Here is a 14,841-nt window from a genome sequence, read left to right as displayed (position 1 = left end):
TGTCAATCAGCGCTGATAATCGCGGTGCATGGTGACCACGCCGTAGTCCCGACCGCGCAGATGCTCGGAAAGCGCCTCCGCAATCGCGACCGAGCGGTGCTTCCCACCAGTACAGCCGATGCTGATGATTACGTTCGCTTTTCCTTCCGCCACATACCGCGGCAGCAGAAAATCGATTGTCGAGGTCAAATGTTGCATCAGCTCATCCGCCATGCCGCCCTGGAACACGTAGTCGCGCACATCCGGATCGGTACCGTTTTTCTCGCGCAGGCTCATCTCATAATAGGGGTTGGGCAGGAACCTCACATCAAACACCAGATCGGACTCGGGCGGGATGCCGTATTTGAAGCCGAACGACTGCACGATCACCTCGAACGCGCCGCCGCCATCCGTCCCCGCGAACAGCGCGAGCAGGCGCTCGCGCAGCCCCGCTGCGGACAGTCCAGTCGTATCGACCACAAAATCCGCGCGGCTCTGTAGCGCGGCCAGCATGCTGCGCTCCTTCTCGATCGCAGCCGTCATGCCAATACCCTTCTCCATCAGGGGATGCTTACGGCGGGTTTCCTTAAAGCGCCGGATCAGCGTCGGCGTATCCGTATTCAGAAACAGGATCCGGTAGTCGCAGCCCATGCTCTTGATCGAGTCCAGCGAATCGAACAACTGCTGGAAATCCCCGCCCGCGCGCACATCGGTCACAAGCGCGACGCGCTCGTAACGCTCAGTCGCGGCAAGGCATATCTCGGCAAAGCGCGGGATGAGCGCGATGGGCAGGTTATCCACGCAATAATACCCCAGGTCCTCAAACGTGGCGACCGCGCGGCTCTTGCCCGCGCCCGACATACCTGAAACAATCAAAAAATACATCGATTCATCCCCCTTGCCCATTCGTCCATGCTTACCGGATGATCCGGACCTCGCATTCCAATTCCACGCCGAATGCCTCCCGCACGCGGCTCTGCACCAGCTCGATTAGGCGCAGCATATCGTCGCAGCTCGCACCGCCGCGGTTGATCAGAAAGCCCGCATGCTTTTCCGATACCTGCGCCCCGCCGACAGAAACCCCTTTCAGCCCCGCGTCCTCGATCAGCCGTCCGGCAAAATACCCTTCCGGCCGCTTGAATGTCGAACCCGCCGATGGATAGTTAAGCGGCTGCTTATCCCGCCGCCGCTGCGCAAGGTCGGCCATTTTGAGCTGGATCGCGGTGGGGTCACCCGGCCGCAGCCGGAGCGTTGAACGCAACACCGTCCATTCTGGATGGGCGCGGAAAGCGCTGCGCCGGTAGCCGAAGCCGTGCGCCTCCCCCTCCAGCACATGCCGCGCGCCCACTCCGTCCAGATACTCGGTTTTTTCCACAATGCCCGCCATCTGTCCGTCATACGCGCCGGCGTTCATAAATACCGCGCCGCCCAAGCTGCCCGGGATGCCGGCGGAAAACTCCGCTCCGGTCAGCCCCGCGCGCTGTGCGCGCCGTGCCACACGGCTGAGCAGCGCGCCCGCTTCCGCAGTGACCCGACAGTCCTCGCCGACGCGCACCTCGTCCAGCCCGATCGTACAGATGACCGTGCCGCGCACGCCATCGTCCGAAACCAGCATATTCGACCCGTTCCCCAGCACCAGCAGCGGCAGCTCATGTTCGCGCACCACGGAAAGGGCGGTCGTCAGTTCCGCAATGGTTTTCGGCATGACAAACAGGTCCGCCGGTCCGCCGATCGCAAAGGTAGTGTGGCGGCTCATGGGTTCGTTAATCGCAATATCTATCTCTGGCGCGGCTTTACGAAGGGCCGCCGCGCATTCGTTGATGTTGATACGGTGCTCCATCCTTTTCCTCCAAGCAAAGCAAAAGCAATATATAATATTATACCAAACCGCAAGGTAAAGTGCAAACGAAAGGCACCCCTATGGGGTGCCTTTTTGGTGAACGGTTTCCGGCAGCCGGTTAATTGCTCGCCTCATCCAGCAGGCTCGCGCCTTCCGCCATATCGTTGACAGCGGTACGCAGCTGCTCATCCATCTGGGATACCAGCTCCGTCAGCTTGGTCTGGTCGGTTTCCTCCGTCATTGCCACGACTGTATCGATAAAATCGATCATCGACTGGCAGCCGGACTGCATCTTCTCGTGTCCCGCCGCATAGGCTTCCGGCGGGGTGATTGCGATAAAGTCGTTAAGCGGTGCCTTCATGGACTCCAGAACCTCTTTCGCAGACTCCGGATCGGTCATTGCGGTGCTGGCATTGTTCTGGATCTCGGTCATCTCCGCGCCCAGATCCTCTACCGCCTGCTGGTATTCCTCCTCGGTCAGCGCGGCCGACGCCGCCTGATCCCCGCTGCCGGCGTTGTCCCCGCCGCTGCACGCAGCCAGCGATAACGCCATTACCGCCGCCAGCAGCGCGGCCAGCAAACGCTTCGTCATGTTCTTTTTCATACTCTTTCTCCTTATGACCTTACAAATTTTAGCATAAGCTATGGTATCATTATACAAAAAGAGCGTGAAAAAGTAAAGAATTTTTGTGGCAAAAAATGCAACAGGAAATACTTTTCTTATTGTTTATTCTACCTATTAATTTTTAGTGGAACCAGACTTCCTCATGCTCCCCGCGCCGTGGGCGCCCCAGGAGCATGCGTATGGCTTCCTTAGCGGACAGGCCGTTATACAGCACCTCATACATTGCCTCGGTGATCGGCATGGACACCCCCTGCTGCTGGGCCAGGCGGTAGCCGGCTTCGGTCGCGTAATAGCCCTCCACGGTCGCGCCGACCTCCTGCATTGCCTCCTGTGCGGTCTTGCCCTGCCCAATCAGGATACCCGCGCGGCGGTTGCGCGAATGCATCGAGCAGCAGGTAACGATCAGGTCCCCCACGCCGGACAGCCCCGCGAAGGTCTCCTGCTTGGCGCCGAGCGTAACCCCCAAACGGGCGATCTCGGTCAGGCCGCGCGTCATAAACGCGGCTTTGGAGTTATCCCCCAAGCCCAAGCCATCCGAAATACCCGCGCCAAGAGCGATAATGTTTTTGAACGCGCCGCCCAGCTCGCAGCCGACCAGGTCGGACGAGGTGTACACACGGAAAAAGGTATCGTTCATAAACGCAGCCTGCGTCAGCTCAGCCGCCGCCCTGCTCGCTGATGCGGCAACAATCGCGGTCGGCACCCCACGGGCCACCTCCTCCGCGTGGGTCGGGCCGGTCAGCGCTACCACGGGGTTGCGGCCGCCCATCGCACGGTCGATCGTTTCCGAGAAGCGGCAGTAGCCGTGCTGGGAATCCAGCCCCTTGCCCACATTGACGATCACCGTACCCGCTGGAACGATGCGGGAGAGCTGCTCCGCGGTCGAAGCCACGGCAAAGGACGGGACGGCCATCACCACCAGGTCCGCTTCCGCCGCGCCCGACATATCAGTCGTGACCGTGATCCCCTCTGGAATCCTCACCCCTGGCAGCAGCTTTTCGTTTGCCCGCTCGCGATGCAGCAGGTCGCATTCCTCCTGAAAAAAGGTCCAGGAGGTCACCGCATGGCCGTTATGGTGCAGCAGCATAGCCAGCGCAATGCCCCAGCCGCCGGTACCCAATACAAAAACCTTCATTTTCCGCTCTCCTCTCCATCGGAAGCTATTTTCTCAATGGTCTTTTTACTTTTGAAGGAAAACCTGTTCTCTTCCCCGTGCAGCATACGCATGATATTGCTCCGGTGCATGAAGATGACCGCCACCGCCATACCGAATGCCATCGCGGTCAAAACCGAATCGCGGTAGAACAGCAGGGTCGTAATGGGGAAGCTGACCGCGCCCAGAATCGAGCCAAGCGAGATCCAGCGCGTCACCGCAACCGCCAGGAAAAACAGCACGAACGCGATCAGGAAAATGCGCCAGTCGAACAGGAGCAACATGACCGCGCCGACCAGCACGCCCTTTCCCCCGCGGAAGCCAAAGTACACAGGAAACATATGCCCCAGTATCACGAAAATACCGGCCACCAGCTTGCCGACCGGTCCAACCAGAAGCGCGCCGATCGAGATTGCTGCCGCGCCCTTTGCAATGTCCCCCAGCAACACGAACAGCGTTTTGCCCGCCCCCATTGTGCGGTAGGCGTTGGTCAGTCCGGCGTTGCCGCTGCCATAGTTGCGGATATCCTTGCCGAGCGTTACCTTGCTGACGATGATTGCAAAGCTCAGCGAACCCAGCAGGTAGCCGCACACCGCGATGATGGCAAATTGCGTCAATGTCATGTTGTCGTCCCCCAAGAAATTAATTTAATCCTTGTCCCCGCGCTCACGGATCACCATGCGCACGGGCGTGCCTGTCAGTCCGAACACCTCGCGGATCTGATTTTCCAGATACCGCTGGTAGGAGAAGTGGAACAGGCGAGCATCGTTGCAGAAGCAGACGAACGTCGGCGGACAGGTGGATGCCTGCGTCATATAGAAGATACGCAGGCGGCGCCCCTTGTCAGTCGGCGGCTGCACGCGCGCGGTCGCCTCGGCCAGGATGGAATTCAGGCGGCCGGTCGGGATGCGCATATGGTTCTGCTCGTGTACCGCTTTGATCAGGGCGAACAGCTTATCCACGCGCTGTCCAGTCTGCGCGGAAATGAACAGCACCGGCGCATAGGGCATGTATGCCAGCCCCTCGCGCACGCGCAGCGTGTATTCCTTCATCGTGGAGCCGTCCTTTTCCACCAGGTCCCACTTGTTGACCACAATGATGCAGGCCTTTCCGGCATTATGCGCCTCGCCCGCGACCTTGGTGTCCTGCTCGGTCACGCCCTCGGTCGCGTCGATCATAATGACGCACACATCCGCGCGCTCGACCGCGAGCAGGGAGCGCATAACCGAATATTTCTCAATCTTCTCGTCCACCCTGCTTTTTTTGCGGATGCCCGCCGTGTCGATAAAGGTGAACCTGCCGTGCGCGTTGTCCAGATCGGCGTCCACGCTGTCACGCGTCGTACCCGCCACATTGGAAACGATCACGCGCTCCTCGCCCAGCACGCGGTTGAGCAGGCTGGACTTGCCCACGTTCGGCTTACCGATCAGCGCGACGCGGATGCGGTCCGACGCTTCCTCGCCCTCCTCCTCGGGCGGGAAATGCTCGTAAGCCGCGTCCAGCAGCTCGCCCACGCCATAACCGTGCAGTGCGGAGATGCCGTAAGGCTCTCCCAGGCCGAGGTTATAAAACTCATAAAACTCCGCCGGCGGGTCGCCCGGCTTATCGCATTTATTGACCGCCAGCACGATCGGCTTGCCCGAACGCAACAGCATCGCCGCCACATCCTGATCCGCCGCGGTCACGCCGGTGCGCAGGTCGGTGATGAACACGATCACATCCGCATGGGAGATCGCAGTTTCCGCCTGAAAGCGCATGAACTGCAAAATTTCGTTGTCGTTTGACGGTTCGATGCCGCCGGTGTCGATGATGGTAAAATCACGTCCGCGCCAGTCGCTTTCCGCATATAGCCGGTCGCGTGTTACGCCCGGCGTATCCTCCACAATGGACAGGCGCTTGCCCGCCAAGCGGTTAAACAGCTGTGATTTACCGACGTTCGGCCGGCCGACAATCGCCATAATCGGCTTTGGCATATCCTTTCCCTCCTCTTTGCTTTTCGGGGGCTAATCTTCAAAAATTTTGGCGAGCAGGTCCGCGCCGTCGATCTCGACCGGAACGATGGGTACGCCGATCGCGTCCGACACCTGTTCCGGCGTGCAATCATCCAGGAACACGTCTCCCCCATCCCGCAGCATATTGGCGGAGATCAGCACGCGCTCGCCCAAGTCCCGCCCTTTCAACTGGGCGATCAGATCCTGGCCGGTAATCAGTCCGGCAACCGAGACCAGCGGCCCAAAGAAATCGTTGCGAATCGCCACGACTCTGCCGCTTAAATTATCGCATTTTGCGGCCGCCTCGTCAAGCAGGACCGCCAGAGAAGGCGCGGCGGCCGTGCCGGTCGCAATGGTAAACGGCCGCGCCGCGCGCCCCTCGTAATCCGGCAGCGCCAGCCGGAACTCCTCCATGAACAACGGCAGCATGCCGATGCCGTTTTCAAACTGGGTAAACTCCTCGTAATACACCGTATTCGGCAACGGGCGCTCCGCCTTGAGGTACAGCTCGTCCCCGCACCAGACCAGGCGCGTGCCGAGCTCGCGCAAGCATTCCTGCGCGAACGGCTCGACGATATCCAGAATCGCTTCCGCGCAGGGCTTATCCGTCGCCTCCAGTGGATACAGCCCCTCGCGGTGGCGTGTCATACCGAACGGCACGACCGAGATTGTATTCACCGCGGGATAGAGCTTCTTCAGATCGTTCAGCGAGCGGCGCAGCTCCTCCCCGTCGTTCAGCCCCTTGCACACGACGAGCTGGCAATTCATCGTGATGCCGCCCTCCGCGAAGCGCTTCATGATCCGAAGTGCTTCGCCCGCGCGGCGGTTCTGCAGCATTTTGACGCGCAGCTCCGGATTGGTGGTCTGCACCGAGATATTGACCGGCGAAATATGCATCCGCAGGATACGGTCCACATCCGCGTCCGACAAGTTGGTCATGGAGATATAATTCCCCATCAGGAAGGACATGCGCGCGTCGTCGTCCTTTACATAGAGCGTCTTGCGCATCCCACGGGGCAGCTGGTCGATAAAGCAAAACACGCACTTGTTCGAACACTGCTTCATCCCGTCCATCAGATAATGCTCGAAATTCAGGCCGAGCGGCTCGCCCTCGCGCTTGCGCACACGCACCTCGCGGACGCTTTCCCCATCCGCTTCCAGCACGCGGAGCGTCAGCCGCGCGTCGTAGCTGTAAAATTTGTAATCCAGCACATCACGGATCGCTGTCCCATCGATCTGCAGCAGAGTCTCCCCCGCCCGCAGTCCCGCGCGCGCCGCCGGACTGCCCGCATCCACACTGACAATTTTTGACGCCATCCAGCGCCCTCCTTTCTGCATTTTTCACGCTTGCCGGAACGTTTCCCCCCTGGGACGCATCCGGCCGCACCCGCCATCACGCCCGACCGAAACCATGGATCCGATCGGGGGCGAAAAAAATGGAGAAGCCGTTGCCGCCTTCTCCATCCTTTGTTCTGTTTTCAGCCTTACGCTTCCTTAACGGCGACAACCTCACGGCCGTTGTAATAGCCGCAAGCCTTGCACATTCTGTGAGCCAGCTTCATCTCGCCGCACTTCGGGCATTTGGACATGCCGGGCAAAGAGAGCTTCCAATGGGAGTTGCGGCGCTTGTCGCGACGGGCTTTCGAAACCTTTCTCTTCGGTACTGCCATGGTGGATACACCTCCTACTCTATCTTCTCAATTTGTTTGACTGTTTTATGTGCTCTTGTCCTCATCAGAGTCGAGCAGGGCGCGCAGCGCGGCAAAACGCGGATCGATCTGCTTTTTGTCGCAGTCGCAGTCAACCTCGTTGCGGTCGGCGCCGCAGTGCGGACAGAGGCCTTTGCAGTCCTCCTTGCACAGATATGTCATCTGTACCTGCAGGATCAATGCCGGCACCAATACGTCCGCAGGATCCACGCTGTCACCGGTCAGCACGAAAAGATCGTCCTCTTCCTCCGTCTCAGGGTCGTCCGACAAAATCATATCCGTCTCGGCTGTCAGCAGAATATCCAACGGCTTTAGACAGCGGGCACAGGCGGTGGAGTAAATCGTTTTGATCGTCCCTTTCAGCCGCAGGACACCGCTCTCGTTCGAAACCTCCCCGCTGATCTGAACCGGACTTTGGAACGGCTTCGCGCCATACAGCGTTTCCTCCCGCAAATCAAGCGTTTCGGAAAACGGGATGCTGACGGTATTCGAGCCGGTCAGCTTTCGCAAATCAATCTTCATGTCAACCTCACATGGTACTAAGATAGTATACTACACCCTTTTGCCCTTTGTCAAGCAAAAAACGACTTTATCATCGGCGCATCGGCGCATTTTAATGATAAAAGGTTCCGTCCGGATGGACGGAACCTTTTATAACACAAATCTGCCTTATCAGCCCATGAGCAGGTTCGGTACAAACAGAATAATGCCGGGTACATAAGTGAATATCAGTAGCACCGCAAACAGCATTATGATCCACGGCCACACCTCTCTGCAGTAGCCGGAGAACGTACATCCTGTAATCGAGGTGGAAACGAACATCATCGCGCCGAACGGCGGGGTAACGCCGGCCAGCGTCAGGTTGATCGCCATAACGATACCGAAGTGGATCAGGTTTACATCCAAGCTCTGCGCAGCCGGTACGAGCAGCGGGGCGAGCAGGATCATTGCAGCGCCGCCCTCGAAGAACATACCAACAATAGCGAGCAGGATGTTGACCAGCAGCAGGAACTGCCAATCCGTGTGGCAAATCGCCAAGATCGCTTCGGAAATAATCATCGGGATACGTTCCCAAGTCAGGAACTTGCCGAACGCGATAGACGCGCAGATGATCAGCATGATGCCGGAGGTAGCCTCAACGGACTCACGCAGGATCGGCAGCAGTTGCTTGACATGGATGGTGCGGTAAATCAGCGCGCCGACCAACAGAGCGTAAACGATGCAGCAGGCGCCGGCTTCGGTCGGGGTGAACACGCCGAAACGCAGGCCCATGATCAGGCCGAACGGCAGGAACAGCGCCCAGATGGACTGCTTCAGGTTCTGTGCGAACTCCTTCGCGGTACCGATGCGATCACGGGTGGGCTTATAGCCGCGCTTGCGGGACTGGATGCCTGCCAGCGCCATTTCAGCAACCATGATCAGGAAGCCGGGGAAATAGCCGGCATAGAACATTTCCTGAATGGAAACGCCCGACGCAGTTGCATACAGAATCAGAACGATTCCGGGCGGGATGATCGGGGTGATACAGGAGGATGCAACCGTTACAACGGTCGAAAACTCCTTGGAATAGCCCAGGCGCTCCATTTCCGGAACCAGCATTTTGGACTGCATCGCTGCGTCCGCGTTCGCGGAACCGGACAGACCGCCCATCAGAGCGGAAAGAACGATGTTAACCTGCGCAAGACCGCCCGCAAACTTACCAACGAGCAGCTCGCAGAGGTTCATCAGTCGTTCTGTGATTCCTGAATAGTTAAAGATAACACCGGCAGCCGTAAAGAACGGGATTGCCAGGTAGGTGAACGATGTTGTACCGGACAACATGTTCTGAACCATAATATCCGTCGGCTGAGACGACGAGTTAAACATAAAGTATACCAGTGTGGAGAATGCGAGCGAAAACGCCACCGGTATTTTCATGAAGAGAAACAGAAACAGCAGGAGAAGTGGAAACCATACTGTAAATGACATTTCTCTTTACCTCCTTCCATAGTAAACGTGTATTCTTCCTTATGCGCGGTTTTCCAGCGAAGTTTCCGCGAACTCCTTGCCAATGATGGACCAGTACAGGAAACGAAGCGAGTACAGGCACATGACAAAGAAGCCGATCAGCGCCGGAAGGTCCATAAAGGTATACGGAATACGCAGCGCAGCCGTAGGACGAACCCACGCCTCCACGGTGAGGATAAAGCTGTAATAGGTAAGAACCGCATTACCAATCGCCAGGATGACAAAATTGATGATGTAGATAATACGCTTCGGGAGTTTGGGAAGGCGGTCCACAATGACGTCAATCGCGATCATGCCCTGGTTCTTATACAAAGTACAAACACCGAAGAACACGGTATAGGCAAAGCCCAGATACGATACCTCTTCCGCCCATGCAAAGGACTTGGAGATAACGAAACGCGAAAATACGTTAATGATAATCGCCAGGCACATTACAACGAAACCTACGCTTGCAATGTACATTTCCCAATCGTTAATAAACTTTTTGAAAAAGCCTTGTTTGTTCTCGTTCACAGATTAATTCACGCCTTTCTTTCACAAAAAGCTATTTGCGAAATGGAATGTAGCAAAAAAGAGTCAGAGTCAACATGAGGTGGGTATGAAACAGTCATACCCGCGCCGTCAAACCAGTTCCCCCCGTTTTAACGGCGCGGCATACAACCGTTCTACATCATTAGATTCTTATCGTAATTAAGTAGATCGAAAGCACCAATCAGGTTTTACGCAGCAGCTGCGTCACCCGCGGCGGCATCGGTATCAGCAGAAGCACTGGAATCGGTCGCGCCGATCGCTTCCTGGATGCGCTCTACCAGATTGTCGCTCCACTCCGGGAAAGCTTCCGGAACGTGCTCGAACGAATAGTCGCGCCACTCCTGGATCGCCTCGTCGGTCGGGTAAACTTCCTGAACGCCCTCGTTGATCATATCTTCGAGCATCGGGCCAACAACGGACTCAACCTCTTCGATAGCCTGCGCCGGGTAAGCCTGGCCGACCTCGTCGATCGCCTTCTTGCCCTCTTCCGGCAGGGACTGGTATACTTCTTCCGACATAACCATGATGGTCGGAGCATACAGGTGACGGGTGTAGTTCAGGTACTTAGCAACCTCGTGCAGCTTCGCGGAGTACAGGATATGGATCGGGGACTCAGCGCCGTCCGCAACGCCCTGGCTGATAGCCTGATAGGTCTCGGACCAGGTGCAGGTGGTAGCGTTGCCGCCCATGACGTTAACCATTTCGGTCCACATCTTGGTCGGAGCGCAGCGGAGCTTCATGGTGGAAGCAGCAGCGCGGTCCGGCATCGGGGACTTGGTCAGCCAGTTGCGCTCGCCAAAGTAAACGGCGGTGATAATGCGCATGCCTTTTTCATGGAGCTGAGCCTCAAGCTCCTGGCCCAAGTCGGACAGCCACAGGTTACCAACGTCTTCCGGCTTCTGGAGCAGGTAAGGCATCATGAACGCGGAATAGTCCGGAACGTAGTCAGCCAGGTGGGAGAAGTCGCAGTCCTGAATAGCGGCAGCGCCCTTGGAAATGGATTCGATTACGTCGGTGGTGGCGCCCAGGGACTCAGACGGGTAGATCTGAACGTCCAGCGTGCCGTTGGCAGCCTCGTTGATGCGGTCGCAGAAGTTCGACCAAGCTTCGTACATCGGGTCGGAGGTGGTCTTGATGGAGTTCATCTTCAGAACGACCGGCTCATTGGAGGAGCCACCGTTAGCCGCTGCATCGCCGCCATTGTCCGCACCGGTGTCGGTGTTGCCACAAGCAGCCAGAGACAGAGCCATGGCAGACGCCAGAAGCGCCGCGAGTAATCTTTTCTTCATGTTACAACCTCTTTTCTTCGCTTTCTTAAAAGTGAGATTTATATGCAGGCTGGGGGGGTGCCAGCCTGATATACTATTTATTCGCCGGTATACTGCGGCTCGCGTTTCTCGAGGAACGCGGTAACGCCCTCGTTGAAGTCCTTGTGCCGCGCCATATACCGCGTGTAGGTGACCTCCAGATCGTTCTTGCGCTTCATCTGGAAATCCTCCTGTGCGTTCATGCACGCCTTGAGGTAACGCAGTACGAGCGGTCCGCGCTTGCAGATCTCACGCGCCTTGTCCATCGCCGCGGGCATTAGCTCATCCAGCGTATCGACAACCTTGGTCACGCCGCCGTACTTGGTCAGCTCCTCCGCGGTAATAAACGTGCCGCAGTAGCACATGTCGCGCTGGATCTGCGGCGGCAGGATGCGGGCTAGATGGCCCGAGCCGCCGACGACCGAAAGCTTTGCCTCCGGCGCGCCGAATACCGTACCCTTGACCGCGATCGTGATGTCCGCGCCGGCCGGATAGCACAGGCCGCCGCCCAGGCAGTGGCCATGCACCGCGCAGATTAGCGGCACGCGCAGCTCGTACAACGCGAGCGCACCGTCGTAATATACCTCCTGCGTATTGGTAACGTCCTTGTCATCAATGCTTTTTTTGAAGCGCTTGATGTCAACGCCCACACAAAACGTCTTGAGGTCGGAATGCATGATGCACACCCATATATCGTCATCATGGTTGATATAATCGCACAGCATGATGATCTCTTCCTGCACCGTGCCGCTGGCCGCGTTGACCGGCGGGTTGTGCAGCGTTAAAATGCCAATATGATCTTCTACTGTCAGGAAAACCTGCTCCAGCTTATGCTCCCCGACCATTTCTACCGTTCTCGTTGCCATGCTTCAGCCCTCCTCGCCATAACGCGCATGATATGCGGCCCAGAGTTCGTCTCGGAAATCCGGATGCGCAATGTTGATCAGCAGCCTTGCGCGCTCGCGCAGGCTCTTGCCGCGCAGATTCGCCACGCCGTATTCCGTCACGATGTAATGCACGTCGGTGCGGGTCGTCGTGACCGTCGTACCTGGCTCGAACACCGGTACGATGCGGGAGATCGTGCCATGCTTGGCCGTGGACGGCATCGCCAAGATGGACTTGCCGTTCGGACACATGGACGCGCCGCGCACATAGTCGAGCTGGCCGCCGATCCCCGAGAACTGGTTGATGCCCATGGACTCGGAGTTGACCTGGCCGTTGAAATCGACCTGGAGGCAGGAGTTGATGGAAACCATCTTGTTCTGGCGCGAGACAACCACGGGGTCGTTTACATAATCCACCGTGAGCATCATAACGTCAGGGTTATTATCAACGAAGTCGTACAGCTTTTTGCTGCCCATCAGGAACGCCGCGACCATCTTGCCCTTGTTTTCGGTCTTGGCCGCGCCGGTGATGACGCCCTGCTCATACAGGTCGACGACGCCGTCGGAGAACATTTCGGAATGGATGCCGAGGTCTTTCTTGTCGCCCAGGAACTTGAGCACGGCGTCCGGTATGGAGCCAATGCCAAGCTGCAGCGTGGAGCCGTCCTCGATCAGGCTGGCGCAGTTGCGGCCGATCGCCTCTTCAACCGGACCAATCTTGCCGCCGCCCAGCTCGGGCAGAGGCCGCGAAGCTTCCACGGCATAGGTGATCTGGGACACATGGATAAATGAATCGCCCATCGTGCGGGGCATCTGGTCGTTGATCTGCGCGATCACCACCTTGGCCGAAAGCGCAGCCGGCTTTGTGCCGCCGACCGATACGCCGAACGAACAGAAGCCGTGTTCATCCGGTGGGGTCAGTGATACCAATGCAACATCGATCGGGAACGTCCCGTCGGTGAAAAAGCGCGGCGACTGATGGAAATAAAACGGGGTGTAATCCGCACGTCCCTCATTGACGGAGGCGCGTGTCACCGGACCAAGGAACAGGCCGTTGTAATTGAGGTGGCCCTTCATCTTGGGCTGGGTGTACTCGCCCTTCCCCATCGGTACCCAGTGGCAGATCTCCACGTCCTCATACTGCTCGTAGTTTGCTACCAGCGCGTCGGTCAGTACCAACGGTTCGTTTGCGCCATGACCGAAGAATACCCGGCAATGGTTCGGGATGTGCTTGACCGCTTCTTCCGCGGTCGTGAGCTTCGACTGATAGATCGCTCTCCAGTCTTTCATTTTAGTTCGACCTCCAACTGCCACTCGAACCCCTCAAGCCCTCTCTCAAAAGGCCAAATTCGAACGGCGATCAGGTAAAGTCGATCAATACCTTGAGCATGGACTTATCCTTGCTCGCTTTTTCGAACGCATCCATCGCCTGGTCGACCGGATAAACCGCGGAAACGACCTTGGCGAGCTGCTCGTTCATCGCACCGGAGTTAATAATCTTGGCCGCGCCCTCCATGCTGGTCATCGTGTGGTGACGCACGCCGAGCATCGAAGCCTCGTTATAGATAATGGTGTTGATGTCCGTGTTGAAGATGGTACCCTTGGGCGGCATGCCGACCTGGACCATCGTGCTGCCCTGCTTGATCAGGTTGAAGCAGGCGTCATAACCGCCCTGGAAGCCAGTGGCTTCAAACAGGATATCGAACTTGCCGCCGGCAATCGCGATGCACTGATCTACGAAGTCCGGAGCGGAAATATCGACTACGTCAAAGCCAAGCTCCTTGGCGATGCGGATACGGTCCTGATTGATCTCGGCCAGAACAACATGCCCCGCGCCGGAGAATTTGCACATCATGCCGATCAGCACGCCGATCGTGCCGGCGCCGGCGATGAATACGTCGTCGCCCGGACGGACGCCCGCGCGGCGGGTGTCGTGTACCGCAACGGTGAGCGGCTCGACCAGCGCGGCGATCTTCATATCAACGTCGTCATTGAACTTGATCAGGCGGTCGGCGTTTACCAGCATATACTGGGTGAACACGCCATCCATCGAGGTACCCATGATCTTAACGTTGGTACACAGGTTCTCGCGGCCCTCGTGGCAGCCCACGCAGGCGTTGCAGGGCTCGATGGTGTGGGAGCAGACCTTGTCGCCGACCTTGATGTCGGTGCGCTCAGAGTTAATAGCGTAAACCTCGCCGCAGGCCTCATGACCCATCACAAGGGGCGGCTTGGCGGTCGGGTGCTGGCCCGCGAAAATATGTAAGTCAGAACCGCAGATGCCCGCATACTTGATGCGGACAACCGCCTGTCCGGGGCCGGGCTCCGGAATCGGCGACTCCACCGTTTCGACCTTGAAGAAATCGGTTAACAAAAGCTTTTTCATAATCAAGTATCCTCCTCAACTTGACGTCTGTTCCCAGCTACCATATTTCTGCTTCGCCAGAACCGGCGCGCCGCTTCCCAGTCTCCAGTCTCCGTTATCTTGTTCTGTTGGAAGCGATGCTTCCAACAGAACAAGGGGGGTACCCCCCTTGTTGTCGAAAAACGGGAAATCTTCGGCCACGGTTTCGGGAGCGGTTTCACACCCCCTACATTTCACACCCCCTACATAAAATAGACACCATCCTGCCGCCATATCCTTTACCAAGGTTCTTATCGCGCAACAATGGTTGTCCATCCCTCACGGCCATCGCCGTTCCGCCGCGCATGCGAAACACAAAAACAAGTGCCTGCTTTTGTTGTTTTTTCGCGCAGCAACACAATACAGTAGTTTTCTACAGCACAGTAATACTATAATTGTCCAGACAACGAT

General features: G+C 57.5%; 15 protein-coding genes. All 15 read right to left on the bottom strand.

Annotated features, from left to right (window positions below; genetic code table 11):
* Positions 1-6: 6 nt before the first annotated feature.
* Positions 7-864: an RNase adapter RapZ gene (rapZ, locus tag H8S45_RS10490; protein WP_054327289.1), complete on the bottom strand. Its 858-nt coding sequence runs from the start codon at positions 862-864 to the stop codon at positions 7-9.
* A 31-nt stretch (positions 865-895) separates the two neighbouring features.
* Positions 896-1,819: a UDP-N-acetylmuramate dehydrogenase gene (gene murB / locus H8S45_RS10485; protein ID WP_107631968.1), complete on the bottom strand. Its 924-nt coding sequence runs from the start codon at positions 1,817-1,819 to the stop codon at positions 896-898.
* 118 nt (positions 1,820-1,937) lie between these two features.
* Entirely contained in the window at positions 1,938-2,423 is a 486-nt protein-coding gene (locus H8S45_RS10480) for a DUF6376 family protein (protein ID WP_054327288.1), read from the bottom strand.
* 142 nt (positions 2,424-2,565) lie between these two features.
* Positions 2,566-3,579: an NAD(P)H-dependent glycerol-3-phosphate dehydrogenase gene (locus H8S45_RS10475; protein ID WP_107631967.1), complete on the bottom strand. Its 1,014-nt coding sequence runs from the start codon at positions 3,577-3,579 to the stop codon at positions 2,566-2,568.
* The gene (gene plsY, locus H8S45_RS10470) at positions 3,576-4,220 is read right to left on the bottom strand and encodes a glycerol-3-phosphate 1-O-acyltransferase PlsY (RefSeq protein WP_054327286.1); all 645 of its coding nucleotides are present in this window, start codon (positions 4,218-4,220) and stop codon (positions 3,576-3,578) included. The genes H8S45_RS10475 and plsY overlap by 4 nt, the downstream gene beginning before the upstream one ends.
* A gap of 24 nt (positions 4,221-4,244) precedes the next feature.
* Positions 4,245-5,570 (bottom strand): ribosome biogenesis GTPase Der, encoded by a 1,326-nt coding sequence (gene der, locus H8S45_RS10465; RefSeq protein WP_147574145.1) that lies wholly within the window; start codon positions 5,568-5,570, stop codon positions 4,245-4,247.
* 30 nt (positions 5,571-5,600) lie between these two features.
* Positions 5,601-6,905 (bottom strand): DUF512 domain-containing protein, encoded by a 1,305-nt coding sequence (locus H8S45_RS10460; protein WP_054327284.1) that lies wholly within the window; start codon positions 6,903-6,905, stop codon positions 5,601-5,603.
* A gap of 167 nt (positions 6,906-7,072) precedes the next feature.
* Entirely contained in the window at positions 7,073-7,258 is a 186-nt protein-coding gene (gene rpmF / locus H8S45_RS10455) for a 50S ribosomal protein L32 (protein WP_054327283.1), read from the bottom strand.
* Between the two features lie 45 nt (positions 7,259-7,303).
* Positions 7,304-7,819: a YceD family protein gene (locus H8S45_RS10450; protein ID WP_054327282.1), complete on the bottom strand. Its 516-nt coding sequence runs from the start codon at positions 7,817-7,819 to the stop codon at positions 7,304-7,306.
* A 150-nt stretch (positions 7,820-7,969) separates the two neighbouring features.
* Positions 7,970-9,265, bottom strand: a complete 1,296-nt coding sequence (locus H8S45_RS10445; RefSeq protein WP_054327281.1) for a TRAP transporter large permease — start codon at positions 9,263-9,265, stop codon at positions 7,970-7,972.
* Positions 9,266-9,304: 39 nt separating this feature from the next.
* Entirely contained in the window at positions 9,305-9,817 is a 513-nt protein-coding gene (locus H8S45_RS10440) for a TRAP transporter small permease (RefSeq protein WP_107631965.1), read from the bottom strand.
* Positions 9,818-10,023: 206 nt separating this feature from the next.
* Positions 10,024-11,124, bottom strand: a complete 1,101-nt coding sequence (dctP, locus tag H8S45_RS10435) for a TRAP transporter substrate-binding protein DctP (RefSeq protein ID WP_054327279.1) — start codon at positions 11,122-11,124, stop codon at positions 10,024-10,026.
* Positions 11,125-11,201: 77 nt separating this feature from the next.
* Complete coding sequence (locus tag H8S45_RS10430) at positions 11,202-12,008, bottom strand: enoyl-CoA hydratase/isomerase family protein (protein ID WP_107631963.1); 807 nt, start codon at positions 12,006-12,008, stop codon at positions 11,202-11,204.
* 3 nt (positions 12,009-12,011) lie between these two features.
* Positions 12,012-13,316, bottom strand: coding sequence for an acetyl-CoA hydrolase/transferase family protein (locus H8S45_RS10425; protein WP_107631962.1), 1,305 nt, complete (start codon positions 13,314-13,316; stop codon positions 12,012-12,014).
* Between the two features lie 70 nt (positions 13,317-13,386).
* Positions 13,387-14,412 carry a zinc-dependent alcohol dehydrogenase gene (locus H8S45_RS10420; RefSeq protein WP_054327276.1) on the bottom strand — a complete coding sequence of 342 codons (1,026 nt, stop codon included), beginning with the start codon at positions 14,410-14,412 and terminating at the stop codon, positions 13,387-13,389.
* Positions 14,413-14,841: the final 429 nt, after the last annotated feature.

The sequence above is a fragment of the Agathobaculum faecis genome (genome assembly GCF_014287995.1).
Lineage (GTDB): Bacteria > Bacillota > Clostridia > Oscillospirales > Butyricicoccaceae > Agathobaculum > Agathobaculum ammoniilyticum.
Note: the sequence above shows the minus strand (reverse complement) of the source record. Positions and strands in the feature narration are given on the sequence as shown.